General features: G+C 64.7%; 25 protein-coding genes. 11 read left to right on the top strand and 14 right to left on the bottom strand.

Annotated elements, in window-relative coordinates:
- The first annotated feature begins 44 nt into the window (after positions 1-44).
- The gene (locus AC3CB8_RS04090) at positions 45-1,421 is read left to right on the top strand and encodes an adenylate/guanylate cyclase domain-containing protein (protein WP_023771982.1); all 1,377 of its coding nucleotides are present in this window, start codon (positions 45-47) and stop codon (positions 1,419-1,421) included.
- 79 nt (positions 1,422-1,500) lie between these two features.
- On the opposite strand, the gene AC3CB8_RS04085 is transcribed toward AC3CB8_RS04090, so the two are convergent.
- Genes AC3CB8_RS04085 through AC3CB8_RS04075 form a run of 3 tightly spaced genes read right to left on the bottom strand, consistent with a single transcriptional unit; the run spans position 1,501 to position 3,789 of the window.
- A complete protein-coding gene (locus AC3CB8_RS04085; protein WP_352726424.1) occupies positions 1,501-2,328 on the bottom strand; it encodes a C40 family peptidase in 828 nt (275 codons plus the stop codon).
- A gap of 46 nt (positions 2,329-2,374) precedes the next feature.
- Complete coding sequence (locus tag AC3CB8_RS04080; protein WP_023771980.1) at positions 2,375-3,319, bottom strand: CHAD domain-containing protein; 945 nt, start codon at positions 3,317-3,319, stop codon at positions 2,375-2,377.
- Entirely contained in the window at positions 3,316-3,789 is a 474-nt protein-coding gene (locus AC3CB8_RS04075; protein ID WP_023771979.1) for a CYTH domain-containing protein, read from the bottom strand. The genes AC3CB8_RS04080 and AC3CB8_RS04075 overlap by 4 nt, the downstream gene beginning before the upstream one ends.
- A 91-nt stretch (positions 3,790-3,880) precedes the next feature.
- On the opposite strand from AC3CB8_RS04075, the gene AC3CB8_RS04070 reads away from it, so the two are divergent.
- Genes AC3CB8_RS04070 through AC3CB8_RS04055 form a run of 4 tightly spaced genes read left to right on the top strand, consistent with a single transcriptional unit; the run spans position 3,881 to position 7,600 of the window.
- Positions 3,881-4,600 carry a CerR family C-terminal domain-containing protein gene (locus AC3CB8_RS04070; RefSeq protein ID WP_023771978.1) on the top strand — a complete coding sequence of 240 codons (720 nt, stop codon included), beginning with the start codon at positions 3,881-3,883 and terminating at the stop codon, positions 4,598-4,600.
- Positions 4,597-5,550 carry an HlyD family secretion protein gene (locus tag AC3CB8_RS04065; RefSeq protein WP_352563434.1) on the top strand — a complete coding sequence of 318 codons (954 nt, stop codon included), beginning with the start codon at positions 4,597-4,599 and terminating at the stop codon, positions 5,548-5,550. The genes AC3CB8_RS04070 and AC3CB8_RS04065 overlap by 4 nt, the downstream gene beginning before the upstream one ends.
- On the top strand, positions 5,547-6,467 hold the full coding sequence (locus AC3CB8_RS04060; protein WP_352563435.1) for an ABC transporter ATP-binding protein: 921 nt from the start codon (positions 5,547-5,549) through the stop codon (positions 6,465-6,467). Before AC3CB8_RS04065 ends, AC3CB8_RS04060 begins: the two co-directional genes overlap by 4 nt.
- Positions 6,464-7,600 (top strand): ABC transporter permease, encoded by a 1,137-nt coding sequence (locus AC3CB8_RS04055; RefSeq protein ID WP_023771976.1) that lies wholly within the window; start codon positions 6,464-6,466, stop codon positions 7,598-7,600. The genes AC3CB8_RS04060 and AC3CB8_RS04055 overlap by 4 nt, the downstream gene beginning before the upstream one ends.
- 21 nt (positions 7,601-7,621) lie before the next feature.
- Here the strand turns inward: AC3CB8_RS04055 and AC3CB8_RS04050 are convergent, their stop codons facing one another.
- On the bottom strand, positions 7,622-8,596 hold the full coding sequence (locus AC3CB8_RS04050; RefSeq protein WP_023782015.1) for a threonine/serine dehydratase family protein: 975 nt from the start codon (positions 8,594-8,596) through the stop codon (positions 7,622-7,624).
- Between the two features lie 150 nt (positions 8,597-8,746).
- Positions 8,747-9,070, bottom strand: a complete 324-nt coding sequence (locus tag AC3CB8_RS04045) for a hypothetical protein (protein WP_352563438.1) — start codon at positions 9,068-9,070, stop codon at positions 8,747-8,749.
- A 170-nt stretch (positions 9,071-9,240) separates the two neighbouring features.
- Here AC3CB8_RS04045 and mbfA point away from each other — a divergent pair, with 170 nt between their 5' ends.
- A complete protein-coding gene (gene mbfA, locus AC3CB8_RS04040; protein WP_023782016.1) occupies positions 9,241-10,224 on the top strand; it encodes an iron exporter MbfA in 984 nt (327 codons plus the stop codon).
- 18 nt (positions 10,225-10,242) lie between these two features.
- Here the strand turns inward: mbfA and AC3CB8_RS04035 are convergent, their stop codons facing one another.
- The 3 genes from AC3CB8_RS04035 to AC3CB8_RS04025 all read right to left on the bottom strand — a co-directional run bounded on the left by AC3CB8_RS04035 (position 10,243) and on the right by AC3CB8_RS04025 (position 11,223).
- Positions 10,243-10,587 carry an antibiotic biosynthesis monooxygenase family protein gene (locus tag AC3CB8_RS04035; protein ID WP_023771971.1) on the bottom strand — a complete coding sequence of 115 codons (345 nt, stop codon included), beginning with the start codon at positions 10,585-10,587 and terminating at the stop codon, positions 10,243-10,245.
- Positions 10,584-10,916, bottom strand: a complete 333-nt coding sequence (locus tag AC3CB8_RS04030) for an NIPSNAP family protein (protein ID WP_023782018.1) — start codon at positions 10,914-10,916, stop codon at positions 10,584-10,586. Before AC3CB8_RS04030 ends, AC3CB8_RS04035 begins: the two co-directional genes overlap by 4 nt.
- Positions 10,917-11,007: 91 nt before the next feature.
- Positions 11,008-11,223, bottom strand: coding sequence for a DUF1127 domain-containing protein (locus tag AC3CB8_RS04025; protein ID WP_352563439.1), 216 nt, complete (start codon positions 11,221-11,223; stop codon positions 11,008-11,010).
- Positions 11,224-11,291: 68 nt separating this feature from the next.
- On the opposite strand from AC3CB8_RS04025, the gene AC3CB8_RS04020 reads away from it, so the two are divergent.
- Complete coding sequence (locus tag AC3CB8_RS04020) at positions 11,292-11,966, top strand: ArsR/SmtB family transcription factor (RefSeq protein ID WP_352563440.1); 675 nt, start codon at positions 11,292-11,294, stop codon at positions 11,964-11,966.
- 24 nt (positions 11,967-11,990) lie between these two features.
- Here AC3CB8_RS04020 and ligD read toward each other — a convergent pair whose 3' ends face one another.
- From ligD to AC3CB8_RS04005, 3 genes are all read right to left on the bottom strand, one after another.
- Complete coding sequence (gene ligD, locus AC3CB8_RS04015; RefSeq protein WP_352563441.1) at positions 11,991-14,531, bottom strand: DNA ligase D; 2,541 nt, start codon at positions 14,529-14,531, stop codon at positions 11,991-11,993.
- A 9-nt stretch (positions 14,532-14,540) separates the two neighbouring features.
- Entirely contained in the window at positions 14,541-15,410 is an 870-nt protein-coding gene (gene ku / locus AC3CB8_RS04010) for a non-homologous end joining protein Ku (protein ID WP_352563442.1), read from the bottom strand.
- Between the two features lie 108 nt (positions 15,411-15,518).
- Positions 15,519-16,025 carry a YciE/YciF ferroxidase family protein gene (locus tag AC3CB8_RS04005; RefSeq protein WP_015314781.1) on the bottom strand — a complete coding sequence of 169 codons (507 nt, stop codon included), beginning with the start codon at positions 16,023-16,025 and terminating at the stop codon, positions 15,519-15,521.
- Between AC3CB8_RS04005 and AC3CB8_RS04000 the strand changes: the two genes are divergently transcribed.
- Both AC3CB8_RS04000 and AC3CB8_RS03995 read left to right on the top strand, forming a co-directional pair.
- Positions 16,024-16,566: a hypothetical protein gene (locus tag AC3CB8_RS04000; protein ID WP_352563494.1), complete on the top strand. Its 543-nt coding sequence runs from the start codon at positions 16,024-16,026 to the stop codon at positions 16,564-16,566. The genes AC3CB8_RS04005 and AC3CB8_RS04000 overlap by 2 nt on opposite strands.
- A gap of 2 nt (positions 16,567-16,568) precedes the next feature.
- Positions 16,569-16,694 (top strand): hypothetical protein, encoded by a 126-nt coding sequence (locus AC3CB8_RS03995; protein ID WP_352563443.1) that lies wholly within the window; start codon positions 16,569-16,571, stop codon positions 16,692-16,694.
- Positions 16,695-17,044: 350 nt separating this feature from the next.
- Here the strand turns inward: AC3CB8_RS03995 and AC3CB8_RS03990 are convergent, their stop codons facing one another.
- On the bottom strand, positions 17,045-17,506 hold the full coding sequence (locus AC3CB8_RS03990) for a RidA family protein (protein ID WP_023782022.1): 462 nt from the start codon (positions 17,504-17,506) through the stop codon (positions 17,045-17,047).
- A gap of 233 nt (positions 17,507-17,739) precedes the next feature.
- Here AC3CB8_RS03990 and AC3CB8_RS03985 point away from each other — a divergent pair, with 233 nt between their 5' ends.
- Both AC3CB8_RS03985 and AC3CB8_RS03980 read left to right on the top strand, forming a co-directional pair.
- Positions 17,740-18,108, top strand: coding sequence for a YciI family protein (locus tag AC3CB8_RS03985; protein ID WP_023771963.1), 369 nt, complete (start codon positions 17,740-17,742; stop codon positions 18,106-18,108).
- A 7-nt stretch (positions 18,109-18,115) separates the two neighbouring features.
- Positions 18,116-19,360 (top strand): RNA polymerase sigma factor, encoded by a 1,245-nt coding sequence (locus AC3CB8_RS03980; RefSeq protein WP_352563493.1) that lies wholly within the window; start codon positions 18,116-18,118, stop codon positions 19,358-19,360.
- Positions 19,361-19,369: 9 nt separating this feature from the next.
- On the opposite strand, the gene AC3CB8_RS03975 is transcribed toward AC3CB8_RS03980, so the two are convergent.
- A complete protein-coding gene (locus tag AC3CB8_RS03975) occupies positions 19,370-19,996 on the bottom strand; it encodes a glutathione S-transferase family protein (protein WP_023771961.1) in 627 nt (208 codons plus the stop codon).
- Positions 19,997-20,165: 169 nt separating this feature from the next.
- Positions 20,166-21,146 (bottom strand): cysteine synthase A, encoded by a 981-nt coding sequence (gene cysK / locus AC3CB8_RS03970; protein ID WP_023782025.1) that lies wholly within the window; start codon positions 21,144-21,146, stop codon positions 20,166-20,168.
- Positions 21,147-21,294 lie beyond the last annotated feature (148 nt).

Below are 21,294 nucleotides of genomic sequence, written 5' to 3'. Positions count from 1 at the left end.
TTTGCCGAATGCGTGACTCGTCCCCGTGAAATCGAAGTGATGCTATGCCGACCTCACCGACACTTGAACTTCGCCGCTATTCGCGCCTGAAGAATTTGCGGGAGCGCGCAGAACGCCAGGGTGCTGCATTGCAGTTCTGGGCGCGTACGGCATCGCTCGCTGTGATCTCCTGCTTCTTTTCATTGATCAGCCGCTGGGATGCCTCACTGCTCTTCGTGCTGGCGGGCCTCGTGCTGTTCCAGCTCGTCGGCCTGATCCAGTTTCTTCTTGTGCGCCGTCGCACGGGGCCATGGTGGATCGGTTACCTCGTCGGTACGCTTGACATCATTCTGTTGACCATTCTGCTGGTAACGCCCAACCCGTTTTCCGCGGAGGTGGTGCCGGCCGCAATGCAACTGCGCGAGGGCAGCTTCAAATTCCTGCTGATTTTCGTATGCCTTGGCGCGCTGACCCTTTCGACACGATTGGCGCTCTATCTCGGCGCGCTCGCGGCCTTGACGTGGGCGATCGGGGTGGGATGGGTGATTTTTCATCCGGGAACCGTCATTCCGGCGACGAACCTCTATTCGCTGCCGATGACAGAGCGGTTAAGGCTCTATCTCAACCCCAATTTCGTCGATACGTTCGCGCAGGCGACCAATGTGTTGGTTGTGCTGATTATCGGCGCGATCATGGCGCTGGTCGTCTCTCGTTCCCGACGTCTGTCGGAGGACTATGTCAAGGCAGAGCGTGCCCGCGCCAATCTTGCCCGGCATTTTTCGCCCAACGTCGTCGACCAGCTCGCCACGGATGACGAGCCCTTCGGCCCGGTCCGCCGGCAGAATATCGCGGTGCTGTTCGCCGACATCGTCGGCTTCACACATTATTCCGAGGATCATCCGGCCGAAGCAGTGTTTGAACTTCTGCGTCAGTTCCACCGTCGCATGGAGCAGGTTATTTTCGACCACCACGGCACCGTCGATAACTATATCGGCGATTGCATCATGGCGACATTCGGGGTTCCGCAAGCCAGCCATGACGACGCGACTCGCGCCATTCAGTGCGCTGAAGCGATGATCGCCGCACTCGAAGACTGGAATGTGCAGCGTGTGTCCAGGGGATATCCGCCGTTGGACGTTCGGATCGGTGCACAATACGGCGCAGTCGTCATCGGCGCTGTCGGCAGCGAGCGCAATCTGTCCTTCGCGGTGGTGGGCGACACTGTCAACGTCGCCAGCCGTTTGCAGTCGCTGTGCCGTGAGGTTCAGGCGAATATCTGTTTTGGATCACGACTGATCGAGGCCGCGAAGGCGGAATCGCCCGCGACACAGTTGAATGCGCGCGATCATGGACCGGTGAGCATCCGCGGCCGGGACGAACCGGTCCATGTCTGGGTCGAACACAGAGCCGAAAACCAGGGCCCTGTAGCGGTTTCGGCATGATGTAGGCCGCCATGTGAAACGCATGCACCTCGTCGGACAGGCCGCGCCACAGGGCATGTCCTGACCCAGGCCGAAGCCATCACGTGTCTGAGGCGATTGTTCCGGCCTTTGCGGCTTCGGCGTCTGTGCTTGCCTTGTCGTCCCAGACCATCTGCCGGTAGTCGAAACCGTATTCCAGCGTCGGTTTGACGATGCGGAAAAACGGCGACAGGTCGAAATCGCGTGGCGTATAGAGCGAGTGGTGGCGGATGTGCAGGATTTCCCTGCGCGAATAGTTCGACTGCGCCGAGGCACGGCCGGGCGCGCGGGTGATCTCGGGCAGGATCGGGTAGCGGATCTGGCCATAAGCCTCGGCAATCAGCGTCGAGCAGAAGGCGCGTGTCGGGTCGCCGGAACCAAACGCCAGCATGCGGCGGCGCCAACGCACCGGCACTGGCGGCGTCGGCAGGAAATAGCGCAGCATGTCGAAGATATTCTTGAGGTCGTATTTCAAACCGAGCTTGCCGATCATGAAGGCGACCACCTTGTCGCGATCCTCCGGCGCCAGTCCGCTCGCGCGGCAAATGCGGGTGTTGTAGGTCCGGTAGCGCGACAGCGGTACGGCGACGCTGCCTTCGCCGAGCGTGACCTCGATCAGCCGCCGCCGTTCCGTACCGTCCTCCGGTTCGGCCAGCGCGTCGCCGACATAGAAAGCCGCGTGCGACCAGGTTGACTGTGTGAGGTACTTGATCGCCGCCGAAATCTTCTGGTTGCCCTCGATCAGCAGGATGTCGCCCGGCTCCAACGTGCGGCGCAGCGTTTCTGGGTCCGATGGCGTATAGGGTTCATAGCCGGAGGATTCGTCCTGCAACCGGCCGGCAAGCCAGCGGCCAAGTCGATCCAGGAGCGTGTCGCCGGGCTTGGTCATTCCATACGGCGATTACCACGGACGGGCGGCTGAGCGCCAGCCGCTGTCAATTGGCGGTGGCGTTCGTGTCTTCCAGCGAGGCAGCGCCGGCAAGATCGTCGCGTGCCTTGCGGGCGAGCTTTTTCGTCGCGCGCTTGGGGCTGTCGCCGAACAGTTCGGCGGCCTCGGCGAGACAGGCTTTCCTGAGGCTCTTTTCCGAGCGCTTAAGCAACTTGCCGAGGAGTTTTGTGTCCTCGGGCGGCCCCAGCGGCTCGCTGTCCGCCTCGAGCAGCGCGCGCATGACGAACACGTCGTGCAGTTCACCGAGCCGCTCGCCCAGTTCATCCACGGCCTTGCGCCGCGCCTTGATCGGGGTCGGCCACAGCCTGCCCAGCAGCGACAGGTGCATGCCATGCGTCTTGGCAGCCTTGCGCAGGTCATGGAAATCGTCGGCTTCACCGCGCGCGCCGGCCTTGTCGAGCGCCTTCCTTGCACGCCGCAAGGCGACGCGGGCGCCTTCGGCAAGCACGTCGGCGGCCTGTTCCGGCTGATCGGGCAAAGCAAGGGTTCCAATGCGCTTCAGGCCGTCTTCGCAGGCGGCGGTGGCCGCCCCGATCGCCGCCTTCAGCCCGGCGCCTTCGTGCAGATCATGCTGGCGTACGATCAACCTGTCGCGCACGGCATCAAGCCCGCTACCGGTGCTTTCCCTGCCAAAGTCCGCCGCCAGCCGATCGATGGTTTCGATCAGGGCCGTGGCTTCACGCGGACCGGCAAGCAGCGCCGCGACATTGCGATAGCACTGGTTTTCCGTGGCGCAGAAAGTTTCGTCACCGGAACGAACCAGGCGCAACAAGGCACGCGCGCTCTTGAGCCGCTTGCGGCACTTGTGCAGCCCCTGTTCCGGCCGGGTGTGCGCCATCTCCAGATGCAGCAGGGCCTTGCCGATCTCCTCGGCAAGGATACGCCTGACCTCCCCGGTCAGCGGCAGGCGCGGATCGATACGAAAGCTCATGCGGCGATCTCCGGTATCCCCCCGAGGGCGAGCGACGCGTTGTAGAATTTCTGCTCGCCGGTCACTTCCCGGCCGAGCCAGTCAGGCAGCATTTCGTCCGGAACCTCTTCTGGCGTCTCGAGCTCGGCCACCACAAGTCCCGCCAGTGCACCGCCAAAGACATCGACTTCATAGAGATAGCCGCGATGCCTAACATGGTGACGTGTCTTCTCGATGACACGTCCGATGGCGAAGTCCAGCATCTCCACCGCCTCCTCCAGCGGGATCGAATATTCGAATTCGTCGCGCTCGCGCGCGCTGCTGCCGAATTTGAGCGTCAGCTTGGCGGAGGCGCCATCACTGATGCGGATGCGGACGGTTCGCCCGGGTGCCGTGGCGAGATAGAACTGAAGAATGCGGATATCGGCTTCCGCCAGATCCCGCCATGCGGTGCTGGAGACCAGGAATTTACGCTCGACTTCCTTGCCCATGGCCGCGCACTAAAGCGGTTGCCGCGCGCGATGGCAAGACAGCGCCGCATGCAAGTTGACTTTAATCAATCGATTGATTAAAGTCTTTTGCATGATCAAATTGCCAGATGCCAGGCGGCCCCGCCGCGAGACCTCCCCGGCAGAGCCGACGCGCGCCGCGCTGGTCCAGGCGGCGTTGAAACTGTTTGGGCGGCAGGGCTTCGACGGCACCTCGACGCGCCAGATTGCCGCCGAGGCGGGCGCCAATATAGGCTCGATCGCCTATCATTTCGGCGGCAAGGAAGGTCTTCGCGCCGCTGCCGCCGACTTCATCGTCGCGACCATCCAGGCCGTCGCCGGGCAGGCACTGGGCGCAGGCGAGAGGCTCGGCCATGGACAGGCGGCGGCAAGCGATCCGGAAGCGGCAGGCGCGCAGCTCTTCACGGCGCTCGAGCGGATGGTCGGCTTCATCGTGGCTCAGCCGCAGGCCGGAGAGATCGTGCAATTCGTGCTGCGCGAGCTGTCTTATCCGACGGCGGCGCTCGACCGCATCTATGACGGCGTCTTTGAGCCGACGCACCGCCGGCTGTGCCAGATCTGGGAGCAGGCCACCGGAGAGCCGGCCGAGAGCGAACGCACCCGGCTCACTGTGTTCACGTTGATCGGGCAGGTCATCTATTTCCGCATCGGCCGCGAGGCTGTCATGCGCCGCATGGGCTGGCGCGACATCGGCGCCGCCGAGGCCGCCAAGGTGGTGGCGGTCACCACGGACAATCTCGGCGCCATACTGGCCGCCCGGAAGGGACCAGGAATGAAGGGATCAAAACAATGAGCTTTCTGTGCTCGCTGCCGCTCGCCGCGCAATTGTTCGGCGCCTGCGCGCCGGTGGCGCCGCTCGCCGTCGGTTATGTCGAGGGCGATTATGTGCTCCTGGCGCCGATCGAGGTGGCGCAGGTCGATACGGTGGCGGTGAAGCGAGGCGACCGCGTCATGCCGGGAGCCACCGTGGTGACACTCGAAAATGCCGACGCCAAGATCGCGGTGGCGCAAGCGCAGGCGGCGCTGGCCCAGGCGCAGGCGCAGTATGCCGATCTCCAGGTCGGCAAGCGGCCGGAAGAGATCGCCGTGCTGAAGGCCGAGGTCGACATGACCAAGGCACAGGCCGCCGACGCAAAGCGAAAATTCGACCGCGCCAGCGACCTGTTCAAACGCGGCGCCGGCACGCAGGCAGATTTCGACACGGCTTCCGCGACGCTGGAGACGGCCAATGCGCAGGTCGGCCAGGCGGAGGCCAACCTGTCGGTCGGCGGCCTGCCGGCGCGCGCCGAAACGATCAAGGCCGCCGACAATCAGGTCAAACAGGCGCAGGCGGCACTGGATCAGGCGCAATGGCGGCTCTCCAAACGGGTGTTGGCGGCACCTTCGCCAGGCCGCGTCAACGACGTCATCCGCAATCCCGGCGACACGGCGGGCCCGACCGCGCCGGTCATCTCGGTGCTTCCCGACGGCGCGGTGAAGCTCAGCGTCTATATTCCGGAAAGCGCCTTCTCCTCGGTCAAGGTCGGCAGCCTGCTCCGCGTCCATTGCGACGGCTGCGGCCCGGGGGTGAAGGCGCGCGTCAGCTACGTCTCGCCCGATCCCGAATTCACCCCACCGGTGATCTACTCCCTCGAAAACCGGCAGAAGCTGGTCTACCTCGTCGAGGCGCGGCCGGAGGGCGATGCGGGGCCGCTGCAGCCCGGCCAGATCGTCGATGTCGATCTCGCGGATATGGGAAAATGAACGCCATCGACGTTCACGGCCTGGTCAAGCGCTTCGGCGACAAGACCGTCGTCGACCATGTGACGATGTCGGTCGCCGAGGGCGAGATCGTCGGCTTCCTCGGCCCCAACGGCTCGGGCAAGACCACCACCATCCGCATCATGTGCGGCCTGCTGACGCCGGACGAGGGCGAAGGCACGGTGCTGGGCTTCAACATCCGCACCGACAGCCTCAGGATCAAGCGCGAAGTCGGCTACATGACGCAGAAATTCTCGTTCTACGAGGATCTGACGATCGGCGAGAACCTCGAATTCGTGGCGCGGCTCTACCGGCTGCGGCCGGTCGAGGACTATGTCTCGCGCACACTGGAGGAGCTCGGGCTGACGACGCGCCGCAATCAGCTGGCCGGCACCTTGTCCGGTGGCTGGAAGCAGCGCCTGGCGCTGGCCGCCTGCATCATGCACAAGCCGAAACTGCTGCTGCTGGATGAGCCGACGGCCGGCGTCGACCCGAAGGCGCGGCGCGAGTTCTGGGACGAGATCCATCGCCTGGCGAGCGGCGGGCTGACCGTGCTGGTGTCCACACATTACATGGACGAGGCCGAGCGCTGCCACCGCATCAGCTACATCTCCTATGGCAAGATGCTGGCCACCGGCACCGTCGCCGACGTGGTGAAGAATGCGGGCCTGACCACCTTCGTACTGCAGGGTCCAAAGCTCGACGAGGTGGCGCAAGCGCTGCAAGACCGCCCCGGCGTCGACCAGGTGGCGCCGTTCGGCGCGACGCTGCACGTCGTCGGTTCCGACCGCGAGAAGCTCGAGGGCGCGCTTACCGATGTCGAGAGAGAGCACAAGGGCGTGACGGTGACGCCGGGCGAAACCAGCCTGGAGGATGTCTTCATCCAGTTCATGTCGGGATCGAAGGACAACATGGCATGAACAGCGTCTTTTCCTTCGCCAGGCTCGGCGCCCTGCTGATCAAGGAGTTCATCCAGATGCGGCGCGACCGCATTACCTTCGCCATGATGCTGGGCGTGCCGCTGATCCAGCTCGTGCTGTTCGGCTACGCCATCAACAACGACCCGAAAAGCCTGCCGGCGGCCCTGGTGGCGACCAGCAGCGATCCCTATACCCGCGCCATGGTCGCGGCGCTGCAGACCACCGGTTATTACCGCTTCGACCATGTCGCGCAAAGCGCGGACGAGGCCGAGTTCCTGATGGCGCGTGGCGACGTCGCTTTCGTCGTCACCATCCCGGCCGATTTCGCCCGGCGCGTCGAGCGCGGCGACAAGCCGCAAATCCTGATCGAGGCCGATGCCACCGATCCGGCGGTCGCCAGCGGCGCCATCTCGACGCTCGGCACCATCGCCGGCCAGGCGCTGCTGAGAGCGCAGGGCACGCAGGAAGCCGCGGCGGAAGCCGCCAGGGGCCAGCTCGATGTCGTCGTCCATCGCCGCTACAATCCCGAAGGCATCTCGCAATACAACATCGTGCCCGGCCTGCTCGGGGTCATCCTGCAGATGACGATGGTGATGATGACCTCGATCGCGCTGACGCGTGAGACCGAGCGCGGCACGATGGAGAATCTCCTGGCGATGCCGTCGAGCCCGCTGGAGATCATGATGGGCAAGGTGCTGCCCTACCTGGCGGTCGGAGCGGTGCAAGTGGGGGTGGTGCTGGCGGCGTCGAAGCTTCTGTTCGCCATCCCGTTCACCGGCTCGATGACGCTGCTTCTGTCGGCGGTGCTGGTGTTCGTGCTGTCGCTGGTGCTGCTCGGCTACACGATCTCGACGATCGCACGCACGCAGATGCAGGCGCTTCAGCTCACCTTCTTCTTCTTCCTGCCCTCGATCATGCTGTCGGGCTTCATGTTCCCCTATCGCGGCATGCCGGACTGGGCGCAGACCTTCGGCGAGATCTTCCCGCTGACGCATTTCCTGCGCATCACCCGCGCGGTGATGCTGAAGGGCGCGGAACTGCCGGCGGTGGCGACCGAGATCGGCTGGCTGGTGGTCTTTGTCGCGCTGTTCGCCGGCGTTGCGCTGGTGCGGTTCAGGCGCACGCTGGACTGACGAGAGCTGAACCGTGCCGCCCTACGCCGCCATGATCCCGGCATAGGTGCCGAAATCGACATTGCCGCCGGACAGCACCACGGCAACGCATTTGCCCGACAGCTCGATCTCGCCCGATGACAGCGCCGCCAGCGCGACGCAGCCGCCGGGCTCGACCACCAGCTTCAGAAAGGCCATGGCGTCGCGCATCGCCTGCCTGACGGCATCCTCGGAGACGGCGACGGCGCCGGCGAGATTGCGGCGGTTGATCTCGAAGGTGATCGCACCCGGCTCGGCGGTGAGGATGGCGTCGCAGATCGAACTATGGCCCGGCTCGTTCGACACCCTGGCGCCCGCCGCCAGCGAGCGGCGCGTGTCGTCGAAATGCTCGGGTTCGACCGCCCAGATCGCGGTGCCGGACGAGGTATCCTTCACGGCAACCGAGATGCCGCTGGTCAGGCCGCCGCCGCCACAGGGGATGACGACCGCGTCGAGCGAGACACCCAGCGCCCGCGCCTGCCTCACCAGCTCCAGTCCGATCGTGCCTTGGCCGGCAATGATGGCCGGATCGTCGAAAGGCGGCACCAACGCCATGCCCCTGTCGAGATAGGGGCGCACGACCGCCATGCGGTCGTCCTTGAAACGGTCGAAGGGCACCACTTCGGCGCCCATCTTGCGGACATTGGCGATCTTCATGTCAGGCGCGTCCGCCGGCATGGCGATGACCGCCTTGACGCCGAACATGGCGGCGGAAGCCGCCACTCCTTGCGCGTGATTGCCCGAGGAGAAAGCGACGACGCCACGAGAACGCTCCGCCTCGCTCAGCGTCGACAGCTTGTTGTAGGCACCGCGGAACTTGAACGAGCCGGTCCGCTGCAGCGTCTCCGGCTTGAACAGGATGCGGCCGCCGAAGCGCCTGTTCAGCTCCTGCGATTCGATCAAGGGGGTCTCGACGATCAGGCCCGAGAGCCGTGCGGCGGCGGCGTGGATGTCGGCGATGCCGGGAGGGGTGGTCATGGCGGGTCCTGTGGCGATGCAATCCGGCCATGGTGCACGCAAAGGCTCGCGCGATGCCAACGAAAAGATGTGACCGGGACAAAGTTCGCGATTGTGATCAAAGATACAAATGTATCCAGCGTTGCGGCCGTCACGCCCGCATGTCGCAATTCACCCCAGCAATGTCCGCTGCCGCTTGCTGCCGCCCAGCTTGCGCCAGTTGTTGAACCGATGCGTGGCGGCGGCAAACGAGATCTTCATCTGCTGGGCCACCGAATAGCGCGACTTGCCTTCGTCGAACATGCGGTAGCAGCACTCGACGCCTTCCTCGGTCAGCTTGCCGTCGGGTGCCTTGTTGTGCGGGTTGGCGGGGTCGAATTTCTCGACCTGCTGCTTGACCAGTCCCTTCAGGCGCTGCAGGTCGGCCTCGATGCTGGCGATGAGATCGAGGACCGGTCTCGGGTCGTAGGCGTGCGGAGGCTTCTTGTCCGTCATCAGCTCGTTCCTTTTTTGCTTGGCCCCCATATATAGGTGAACATTCGCTGATATGAAGAGTGACGCCCAGTGCCCGGCTTCAACTATTCTTGACTGTGGCTAAGCGCACGATTGACCATGGACGTTGCAAATCATAGTTTAGAACAATTCTAAACTAGGGTGATTTCCTCATGCTTTCCCGTGTTTTCGGCTTCGGCCGCCGCTCCTTCGAATCGCTCTCCGAACAGGAGATCCTGGCGCTGGCCATTTCATCGGAGGAGGATGACGGGCGTATCTACCGGGCCTATGCGGACGGATTGTCCGAGACTTTTCCGCAATCGGCCAAACTCTTCGAGGCCATGGCCGAGGAGGAAGACGGCCATCGCGACTCGCTGATCGAACTCTTCCGCAAGCGTTTCGGCGAGCGCATTCCGCTGGTCCGCCGTGAGCATGTGAGGGGCTATTTCGAGCGCAAGCCCGACTGGCTGGTGCGGCCGCTCGGCATCGAGGCTGTGCGCCGCCAGGCCGAGGCGATGGAGCGGCAGGCCTACCTGTTCTATGTCGAGGCGGCCAAGCGCACCACTGACGCCTCGACCCGCAAACTGCTCGACGATCTGGCCGCGGCCGAACAAGGCCATGAAAGCTCGGCGCATGCGTTGGAGCAGAAACATGTGCCGGGCGAAGTCAAGGTCGAGGAGGCGACCGCCGAGCAGCGCCAGTTCATCCTCACCTATGTGCAACCGGGCCTGGCCGGGCTGATGGACGGGTCGGTGTCGACGCTGGCGCCGATCTTCGCCGCCGCTTTTGCCACCCATGACACTTGGCAGACGCTTCTCGTCGGTCTCGCCGCCTCGATCGGCGCCGGCATCTCGATGGGCTTCACCGAGGTCGCTTCCGACGACGGCAAGCTGTCGGGCAGAGGTTCGCCGATCAAGCGCGGCCTGACCGTCGGCATCATGACGACGCTGGGCGGCCTCGGCCACGCGCTGCCCTATCTTATCCCGCATTTCTGGACCGCGACGGCGGTAGCCGCCGTGGTGGTTTTTTTCGAACTGTGGGCCATCGCCTTCGTCCAGAACCGCTACATGCAGACCCCGTTCCTGCGCGCCGCCTTCCAGGTGGTGCTGGGCGGCGCCCTGGTGTTCGCGGCGGGCGTGCTGATCGGGAATGCGTAGCAGCGGGAAGGAACGGCGCTATCCATTCGTCGCGCGGCTGTCCGCCGGCGCCTCGTCCCTCTCGGTCAGTCCGTAGTCGCGCACCACGTGCGCGATCCGCAACCGATAGCCGGCAAAGATACCGCCGCGCCCGGCCTGCTGCGCCTGCCGGTGCTCTTCGGTGTTGCGCCAGGCCTTCACCGCCTCCTCGTCGCGCCAGAACGACAGCGACAGCACCCGGTTCGGGTCGGCAAGGCTCTGGAAGCGCTCGACGGAGATGAACCCGTCAATGCGGTCGAGCAGCGGGCGCAAGTTCGCGGCGATGCCGAGATAGGCATCGCGCTTGCCCTGCGCCGGCTGCACCTCGAAGATGACGGCGATCATGCCTTCACCAGCGGCGCATGCGGGCCGGAAGCCAGTTTCAGGAACATGCGGTCCTCCCTGAGGATAAAGCGTTGGCGCCTGGCGAACTCATAGTTTGCCTTGCCGGCGGGGTCCGCGGCAAGCCGGGCGCGGTAGGCTTCGTAGGCGGCAAGGCTTTCGATGTTGTAGGCGGCATAGGCCGTCGTGGCCGAGCCCTCATGCGGCGCGAAATAGCCGATCAGATCGGCGCCGCAGCGTGGAATGGCCTGACCCCAGTTGCGGGCATACTCCTCGAAGGCGGCCTTGCCGAACGGGTCGATCTCATAACGGATGAAGCAGGTGATGGTCATGGTCGTTTTCTCCTTGATGGCTTTCGCGCCGATAGTTCGAGCGGCCTCGAAACGTCGTGCCACCCGATCTGCTAGGCAGATGACTTGGCGATCACGCCTGCCAGAAGGATTTCGCGCATTCGCGGCGCACCTCCTCCCGTGTCAGGCCGAGGTCACGCAGCAGGTGGTCGTCGATCTCCGAGAGGTCGCGGCGCTGCGAATGGCGGTCATACCAGCGGGCCAGCAGCCGTGAGCGGACCCAGGTGACGAACGGGAACGATTGGCGGCGGGGCACCGGTTCGGGGGTGAAAGCGGTTCGTGCGGCCATCCTCGTCTCCTTGATCTCATCGGAGAATAATGCTTACCTGACAAGAATGCTTCGATGAGGATCAAACCATGCGTGAAGGACCCGACATTGCCCGCATAGCCAGCCTGGTCGGCGATCCGGCCCGCGCCAACATGCTGAACGCCCTGATGGGCGGCACGGCATTGACCGCGAGCGAACTGGCGCTGGAGGCCGGCGTGTCGCTGCCGACCGCCTCCTCGCATCTGTCCAAGCTGATGGACGGCGGGCTGCTGACCTTGGCCAGCCAGGGCCGGCATCGCTATTACGGTCTGGCCGGCCCGCAGGTGGCCGGCATGATCGAGGCTATCACCGGCGTGGCGGAAGCCGTTGGCCCCAGGCGCGTCCGGCCGGGCCCGCGCGACAGCGCGATGCGCGTCGCGCGCGTCTGCTACGATCACCTCGCCGGAGAGCAGGCGGTTGCGATGCTGGACCGCTTTGTCGAGAAAAACATACTGGTCCGCGACGACAAGGAGATCAGGCTCGGGCCGTCCGCCGCATCGCATTTCGTGGCGATCGGCATCGATGTCTACACCAAGCCGCGGCGGCCGGTGTGCCGCGCCTGCCTCGACTGGAGCGTGCGGCGTTCGCACCTCGCCGGGACGCTGGGCGCCGCCATCCTCGACAAGATTCTTGCCGAGAAATGGGCGCGCCGCGAGAAAGAGAGCCGCGCGGTGATTTTCTCGCCGCCGGGCAAGCAGGCGTTCGAGAGGGTGTTTTTGGGGTGAGAGTCCCGCAGCGTTGAAGTCGAGCTACCCCCGCTTCAGCACCTTGCCCTTCTTGAAGAAATCCACCCAGGGATCGGCTTCGGAAAGCCGTTTCAGCGTCGTCTTGTCGCCGATCGGGAAGGCGTTCGGCGGCAGGCCGGCCTCGATCTCGGCCCAGGTCACCGGCATCGACACCGTCGCGCCCTTCTTGGCGCGCGAGGAGTAGGGCGCGACGGTGGTCGCGCCGCTGCCGTTGCGCAAATAGTCGACGAAGATCTTTCCCGTGCGCGCCTTCTTCGACAGCGTCGCGGTGTAGCGGTCCGGCGCGCCTTGCTCCAGCGCCCTGGCAAAATCATGGGCGAAGCCTTTGACCTCGGCCCAATCCGCCGACGGCTTCAGCGGAACGACGACGTGAAAGCCCTTGCCGCCCGATGTCTTGACGAAGTTGGGCAGCGACAGCTCGTCGAGCTTGCCCCTGATGTCGAGCGCCGCCTCGCGCACCGCCTTCACATCGACGCCCTCGTCGGGGTCGAGGTCGAAGACGATCTGGTCGGGCTGTTCAAGCTTGTCGATGGTGCAGCCCCAGATGTGGATCTCGACCACGCCGAGCTGGACCAGCGCCGCGATGCCATCGAAATCGCGGATGAACAGGATTTCCTCGCCATCCGTGGGATCCTTGGTCTTCTCGATTTTCGCATGCATGCCGGGCGAGGCATGCTTCTGGAAGAAGCGCTGGCCGCCGACGCCATCGGGCGCCCTGACCAGGCTGAGCGGGCGGTCGACCACGAATTGCTTCATGCGCGGCCATACCAGCGCGTAATGATCGAGCAGGGCCTGCTTCGAGATCTTTTCGTCGGGCCACAGAAGCTTGTCCGGGTGGGACAGCTTCACGGTGGTTTTCGCCGCGGTTGCTGCCGTGTTGGCGTTGCCTGCCGCCGGCTTGGCCTTGGCGGGGCTCTTGCCTGTCGCTGCCTTGGTTCCCGTGGCCCCTGTTCCCGTTGCCTTGGGCTTTTCCTGCACGACTTCCTCCGCCGGCTTGTCCTCGCGCAACCCCTGGAACGAAGCATGGCGTATTATACGGTCCGACGTCCAGCTGCGAAACTCCACTTCGCCGACCAGTTCCGGCTTGACCCAGACCAGGCCCTTACCCTTCGGCACGGCCGCATCGAAGGGCGAGGCGTCCGCCTTCAGCGCATCGAGCTTCTTCTTCAGGTCGTTGGCGCTCTTGGTGGAGAAGCCGGTGCCGACACGGCCGGCATAGTGCAGGCCGCCGTCTTCGAAATAGCCGACCAGCAGCGAGCGCAGGCCGCGTCCGGTCTTGTCCGACGGCAGATAGCCGCCAATCACGAATTCCTGCCGTGCCGTGCATTTCGATTTGACCCATGTCGGACCGCGCCCGCCGCGGTAGGGCGCATCGGCGCGCTTTGAGACGACGCCTTCCAGCCCCATGCGGCAGGCATGTTCCAGCATGATCTTGCCGGGTTCCGCAAAATGGTCGGAAAAACGCACCGCCGCGGCGTCGGAAGGTTCGCCGAGCAGGGCCTGCAAGGCCTGCTTGCGCTCGACAAGCGGCTCCCGGCGCAAATCCTTGCCGTCTAGCCGCATCAGGTCGAAGACGTAATAGATGAAGCGATTCGTCCGCTTCGCCGACAGATCCTGCTGCAGCAGCGCAAAGGACGACACGCCGCTGTCGGCCAGAACGACGATCTCGCCGTCGAGGATGGCGTCGCTGCATTTCAGCGCGGCGAGTTCGGCCGCGATCTCGCCGCCGAATTTTTCCGTCCAGTCGAGGCCGGTGCGGGTCAGGAGCCGAACGTCGGTGCCGGCGATCTGCGCCTGCATGCGGTAGCCGTCGAACTTCACCTCATGCAGCCAGTCCTGGCCCGAGGGTGCGTCGCGCTCCAGCGTGGCGAGCTGCGGCTCGATGAAATCGAGCTTCTTGCCGCCGGTCCTGGCCTTGCCGGCGGCCGGCTTGTTCGAATGCCAGACCTTCGGCTTCTCGCCCTTGGCCGCCTTGCCTTCACCGACCTCCTCGATCGTCAGGCCCGATTTCACCGATTTCGGCTCGTCTTGCAGAATATCCTCGCCGGGGCGTGCGGCGGCATCGTCCGACTTGATCAGCAGCCAGTTGTCGCGTTTTTCGCCAGGGCGCGGCCGCAGCCGCACCAGATGCCATTTGCCATGCAGCTTGTGCCCCTCGAGCTCGAAGTTGATGTGGCCCTTCGCCATCATCTTGGCCGGATCGCCCTCGGGCATCCAGGTGCCCTCGTCCCAGACGAGGACCGAGCCGCCGCCATATTCGCCCTTGGGGATGGTACCTTCGAAGCCGGCATAGTCGATGGGGTGATCCTCGACATGCACGGCCAGCCGCTTTTCGTGCGGGTCGAGGCTCGGACCGCGCGTCACCGCCCAGCTCCACAGCACGCCGTCATACTCAAGTCGAAAATCGTAATGCAGCCGTGTGGCGGCATGCTTCTGGACGACGAAGATGCCGCCGTCCTGCTTGCCGCGCGCAACCTTGCCCGCCGGCTCGGCGGTCTTCTTGAAGTCACGCTTCGAATGGTACTGTTCGAGGCTGCTGGCCATCTCGTATCCTCAGGCCGATTTGCGCTTCGGCGCAACGCTTTTCGCCTTGGCACGTTTGGCCGCCGGCTTGGCTTTCGCCGGGGATGACTTGGTTGGCGCCGAATCCGACGACAGGCTCTTCTTCAGCGCGTCGAACAGGTTGACGACATTGGAGGGTTTGGGCGCCTCCTTGGCCTTGGGCGCCTTGTGCCCCGCCTTCTTGGCGCGGATCAGTTCGAGCAGGGCGTCCTCATATTTGTCGTCGAATTTCGAGGGATCGAACTTCGTCTTCTTCTTGTCGATGATGAGCTCGGCCAGATCGGTCATCTCCTGGTCGGTCTTCACCGCCTCGATGTCGCCGAAGACAGTCTCCGGCTGGCGCACCGTGTTGTCGTAGCGCAGCGTGGTCAGCACCATGCCCTTGCCGAGCGGCTCGATGACCACGGGACGCTCGCGTCGATAAAGGACGATGCGCGCCAGCCCGGCCATCTTCTTGCCCGCCATCGCATCCCGGATGACGGCGAAGGCCTCTTCCGAAACCTTGTCGGCCGGCGCGACATAGTAGGGTGTGTCGAGATAGATCTGCCGGATCGAGGATTTGTCGACGAAGCCGTCGAGGCTCATCGTGTGCGAGGTTTCGATCTGCACCGCCTCGATCTCATCCTCCTCTATGTGGACGAAGTCGCCCTTTTCGATCTCGTATCCCTTGATCTCGTCGCCGTCCTCGACCGGGTTGCCGGTCTCGGCGTCGACATAGATCCGCTTCACCGTATTGCCGGTCTTGCGGTTCAGGATATGGAACGAGACCTTGTCGGCATGGGTGACCACGTTGGTCAGTTCGATGGCGCAGGTGACCAGCGAGAGCTTCAGATAGCCTTTCCAGGCCGGGCGCGGCGCCATGATGATTTCCCCGTGAGAAAGATCAGCTGGAACGGGCGACCACCCCGCTCGGTTCCAACCCGGTCCGCCGGGGCCGGCGCGGTTGCCGCCGGCCCCGGCTTTCAGCCCCTATTCGGCGGCCTGCAGGTTGATCTTGCTTTCCGCGATTTCGGTCAGCTTACGATCCGTTGCCTGCTCTTCCTTGAGATTCTTGGCCAGCACATTGGCGCAGTCGCTGCGGCCGAGCTGCTTGGCCCAGGCGATCAAGGTGCCGTAGCGGGTCATTTCGTAGTGCTCGACGGCCTGCGCGGAGGCGATCAGCGCGGCATCCAGAACGTCCTTGTCGTCGACATCGCCGCTGACGTCGTCGGCCTCCTCGAGAATGCCGTCGATGGCCGGGCAGTTCACCTGCTTGGCCTTGACGCCATGCAGCTCGAACACCTGCTCGACGCGTTCGATATGGCCCTTGGTCTGCTCGAGGTGTTTTTCGAAGCCGGCCTTCAATTGCGGATCGGTTGCCTTGTCGACCATCTTCGGCAACGCCTTCTCGATCTGCTTTTCGGCGTAATAGATGTCGCGCAACGTGTGTACGAAGAGGTCGTCCAGCGTTTTGATGTCCTTCGAAAAGAAGCCCATGATTTCAGCCTTTCCATTGCTCTTGCTTGCTCGGGAGGTTCCGGCCTGCCTGGGCAGTGCCTGTGAGCCGGCAATGCCGGTCCTGCGTCTCAACGTCCATTGGTGGGGCGGGTTCCGAACGCTCGCGGCCGCGCGGCAAGGAAATTCCCGGGCGGCAAGAAAGTTGAAACACAAGCGCGCCAAGGCGACATTCAAACGAAACATATGTGATGCAAAAGTCACACCGACCGAAATGGTGACAAAAGGCGTCGAAACACCCCGAATCAGCCGCAATCCGGCCATGAAGCGGCGGGTTTTCGACCAAAAATTAACATCACGTTCACTGAGTATTCACGCCTCGATGCTATCGTTCCCGCACTTCGGAAGGGACGTCCGAAAATCGGGACAGGGACCAGATAAAATGAACTTCCTCACGCAACTCATCGGCTATGCCGCCGCCATCCGCGAATTCGTCGCGCCGACCTACCGGCCCGAGCGCTATTACATGCGCGGACCGGGTCCGGCCTGCGCCCGTCGCGGCACGTCGCTGGGCGCGCACTGACCATGAGCTTCGAAAGCCGCCACGACAGCCGCATCTGCAGGCCGGGCGCCGACAGCCGCGCCACCGCCTATCGCGCCGAACGCCCTGCCCTGGCCGACCGCCGCCGTGCGGCAACGCCGCGTCTTTGACGCCGCCATCGGCTGCCTTAGTGTCATAGGACATAAGCAGCCGAGGCCAGTGTGACCGCCCGTCCGCGACGAGTCCTCCCAACGCAGGCCGTCCCTCTGAATCCTTCGGTGCAGCCGCTGATCTACCGCGCCTCGCTCGCGCTGTCCGGCACACAGGGGTTCGAGCACGATAACGCCGCCCGCCGCCTGGCCGAGTTCCAGGCAGCCCTGAACCGTGCACAGCGTCCAGCCATCGCCGGTCGCGCCGGTCGCGGCGAGCAGGACACGACGCTGAGCACCCACCCCGGGCGCATTAGACCGACGGTTAAGGTGCAAAACCGCGGCACGGCACGTCGCGGCCGCATTGCCTTTCAATCCGGCAGCGCCGCGACCGCGACGATCTCAATCATGATGTCTGCCTGGGCAAGCGCCGCGACGCCAATTACTTCCGAGGGCGGCGGATTGTTGTAACTGCAGTGCTTGGGGCAGTGCTCGGCAAAGAAAGCGTCCAGCACGTCGAGGCGAAAATTGGGAGAGCTGAGAACACCGCCGTCGGGAAAGGGCCCTCTGACGAAGAAGGTCAGCCTGATGAGATGGTCCAGCCCGCTGCCGAGCTCTTCCAGGTCCGATTTGATGGAGCCGAGAACCGCGCGCCACTGCGCCGCCACATCGCCGGCGAAGCCGCCGCCCGCTTTGCCGGCCGGATCGTAATCGTCCGATGTCGCCGTGTTTCCACAGAGATAGACAGTTCCCTTCGCGCCGCTGACGACCGTGCCCTTCCCCCATGGCATCAAGCGGCCGTTCTTGAACTTCTTGTGGGTGACGAGTTCCATTGTCTTACTCCTGTCGCTCCGCCTCGTCTGCTTGTCTGCGACAAGGATAGGGCCGCCAGGTATCGCCGCCAGTGCGGCAGTGGATGTCGCCCGGCACCGAAGGTGAGATACGGTTCTTGCGAAACTTCGCGACGAAGCCGAAAGTTTTTCCGTGACCTGTCGAAATCGGTCGCCGCCGCGCGACATACGTTCGGCCCGCAACGAAGCGGCCTTCCAAACCACGGGAGAGACCCATGCGATACATGCTTATGATCTACGCCGACGAAGCCGCGATGGCGAACGTGCCGACCGAGGCGACCTATCAGATGAGCGCCGCCTACGACGCCTACACGGAAGCGCTGAAGAAGTCCGGCACCTGGCTGGCCGGGGACAGGCTGCGCCCGAGCCAGGCGACCACCCTGGTCCGGATGACTGACGGCAAGACCAGCGTGCTCGACGGCCCCTATGCCGACACCAAGGAGCAGCTTGCCGGCTTCTACATGATCGAAGCCGAGGACGCCGACGCCGCGATCGCCTGGGCGGCGCGCTGTCCGGCGGCCAGCACCGGGACCGTCGAGGTGCGACCGATCTGGGAAATGGCCGACTATCTGCCCAAGAAGTGACGGCGTGATGGACACTCGACCCGAAATTGCCCGGGCGGCGGCCGAGACAGCCGCCCGGCAGAGCTATGGCAAGCTGGTCGCCTGGCTGGCGGCGCGCACGCGCGACGTGGCCGCGGCGGAGGATGCGCTGGCCGACGCCTTTGCGGCGGCGCTTGAACGCTGGCCGCGAACCGGCGTGCCGGAAAAGCCGGAAGCCTGGTTGCTCGCGGTGGCAAGGCGGCGGCGTGTCGATGCGGTGCGGCGGCGGCTGACCAGCGAAGCCGGCCGCGAGCATCTCAAGTTGATTGCCGAGGAGGCGGAGGCGCGCATGATCGATGACGACCTGCCCGACGAACGATTGCGGCTGATGTTTGCCTGCGCCCATCCGGCGATCGAACCGGGCGTGCGGGCACCGCTGATCCTGCAGACCATCCTCGGCTTCGATGCCGCGACGATCGCTTCCGCTTTCCTGCTCTCGCCGTCAACGATGGGCCAGCGCCTGGTGCGCGCCAAGAGCCGCATCCGCGAGACCGGCATTCCGTTCCGCGTGCCGGAGCGGGCCGAACTCGGCGAAAGGCTGGGCGCGGTGCTGGAGGCGATCTACGCCGCCTTCGCCGAGGGCTGGTCCGATCCGGCCGGTACCGAGACGCGGCGCCGGAACCTCGCCACCGAAGGTATCTGGCTCGGCCGGCTGGTGGCCTCGCTGCTGCCCGACGAGCCGGAAGCGCTGGGCCTGCTGGCTCTGATGCTGTTCGCCGAGGCGCGCCGTGCGGCGCGGCGCGACCCGGCCGGAGAGTATGTGCCGCTCGCCGAGCAGGACCATGCATTGTGGGATCATGCCCTGGTCGACGAGGCGGAAGCCCTGCTCGGCCGCGCCGCCACCATGGGCACGATCGGCCGTTATCAGCTCGAGGCGGCGGTACAGTCGGCGCATGCCGCGCGACGGCTTCGTGGCCGCACCGACTGGGCGGCGATCCGCGGGCTCTACGAAGCGCTGTTTTCGATCGCCGGGTCGCCGGTCGTGGCGATCAACCGCGCGGTGGCGATCGCCGAGACCGAGGGCGCGGTGGCGGGTTTGGCGGCTCTTTACGTGCTGGGCGACGACAAGCGGCTCAATGACTACCAGCCCTACTGGGCCGCGCGTGCCGGCCTGCTGGCCAGGCTCGGCCAGGGAGCGCAGGCGGTCGAAGCCTATGATCGGGCTATCGGCCTCGAGCGCGATCCGGCGGTGCGCCGGTTCCTGCAGGCCAAACGCGCCGCGCTCGGACAGTGAGGTTTCCGCTCAGGCCGGCCACATCTCGTGCGACGTGTTGAGCGTCTTCATCAGCGGATGCTCGCGCAACCGCGCCCACAGGCGTTCGATACCGGGCCAGACCGCCCGCGCCATCTCGATGTCGGGATGCCAGGCCACCAGCATGACGAGATAGATGTCGGCCAGCGACATCTGATCGCCGGCGAGCCAGTCGCGGTCGCGCAAGGCTGCGTCGACGACGGCAAAACCGCGGTCCATCTCGGCGACCGCCGCCTGTTTCACCGCCTTCGACCCTTCGGCATCCGTCGTGTAGCGATGGGCGTAGTAGAGCCGCAGCACCGCCGGGTAGAGCACCGAGGACATGAACGCCATCCAGCGCAGGAACTCCGCGCGCGCCGGTTCGTCGGCGGTCGGCGCCAGGCGGGCTTGCGGGTGGCGCTCGGCGAGCAGGATGCAGATCGCCGCCGATTCGGTGATCGAGCGTCCGTCCGGCAAGGTCAGCACCGGCACCTGGTTCAACGGGCTGATGGCGAGGAAGGCAGGATCGGGCGCCTCGCTTTTCGGCACGTCGATCTGCTGGAAAGGCGCATCGATCAGCGCCAGCGCTGCCTCGACGACAAAGCCGCCGCTGCCCGGACGCGTGTAGAGCTTGTACATGAAATCCTCCCCGGCCCGTCTTCTCGCGAGCCGGGGGTGATATGAACCGGAAGCAGTGGTCGGCTCAAGCGGCGCGGCGGCGCCAAGGGGAGTTTTTCTGCGGGCCAGGCTCACGCGCAATACAAACCACGCTAGCGGGCCAGCGCTGCTGTTCCTGGGTATCGAAGCCCTAAGCCCCCAGCCCCTCGAACAGGATCGTCGACAGATACCGCTCGGCGAAGGACGGGATGATCACCACCAGGGTCTTGCCCTTGTTCTCGGGCCGCGAGCCAACGACGATTGCTGCCTGCAGGGCGGCACCCGACGAGATGCCGACCGGCACGCCTTCGAGGCGGGCGATGAGGCGCGCATTGGCGACCGAATCCTCGTTCGAGACCTTGACGATCTCGTCATAAATCGTTGTGTCGAGGATCTTTGGCGCGAAGCCCGCGCCGATGCCCTGGATCTTGTGCGGGCCGGGCTGGCCGCCCGACAACACCGGCGAGGCCTCCGGTTCGACCGCGACGATCTGGACCGAGGGCTTGCGCTTCTTCAGCACCTGGCCGACGCCGGTGATGGTGCCGCCGGTGCCGATGCCGGCGACGAAGATGTCGACTTCGCCCTGCGTGTCGTTCCAGATTTCCTCGGCCGTCGTCGTGCGATGGATTTCCGGATTGGCGGGGTTTTCGAACTGCTGCGGAATGATGGCGTTGGGGATCGTCGCGGCCAGTTCGTCAGCCTTGGCGATGGCGCCCTTCATGCCTTTCGGACCTTCGGTCAGCACCAGTTCGGCGCCGAGCAGCGCCAGCATCTTGCGGCGCTCTACCGACATCGTCTCCGGCATGGTCAGGATCAGCTTGTAGCCCTTGGCGGCGGCGGCGAAGGCGAGCGCGATGCCGGTGTTGCCGGATGTCGGCTCGATCAGCGTGGTCTTGCCTGGGGCAATCTTGCCCGCCGCTTCCAGCGCCTCGATCATCGCCACGCCGATACGGTCCTTGACCGAGGCGATCGGATTGAAGAATTCGAGCTTGGCGACCAGATTGGCGACGATGCCCTTCTCCTTGGCGAACTTGTCGAGCCGTACCAGGGGCGTGTCGCCGATCGTGTCGGTGATGGAATTGTAGATGCGGCCGCGGCCGGGCACACGGGCTGAAGTGACGGGCTTGTTCATTGGTTTCGCTCCCTGGATTTCAGGCAATTGGCAGTCGCCGACAGAATAGGGCTTTCAACCGCGCAAGATAGGCCGCGGCTGGAAAATATCCGAGTGGGGGCGCGTGCTGAAAACGCCTGGCCCTCGGAAACGCATTTCTCGAAACAGC

Source organism: Mesorhizobium sp. P160927 (assembly GCF_057766385.1).
The sequence above is the reverse complement of the archived record's forward strand: the minus strand, read 5'-3'. Positions and strand labels throughout refer to the sequence as shown.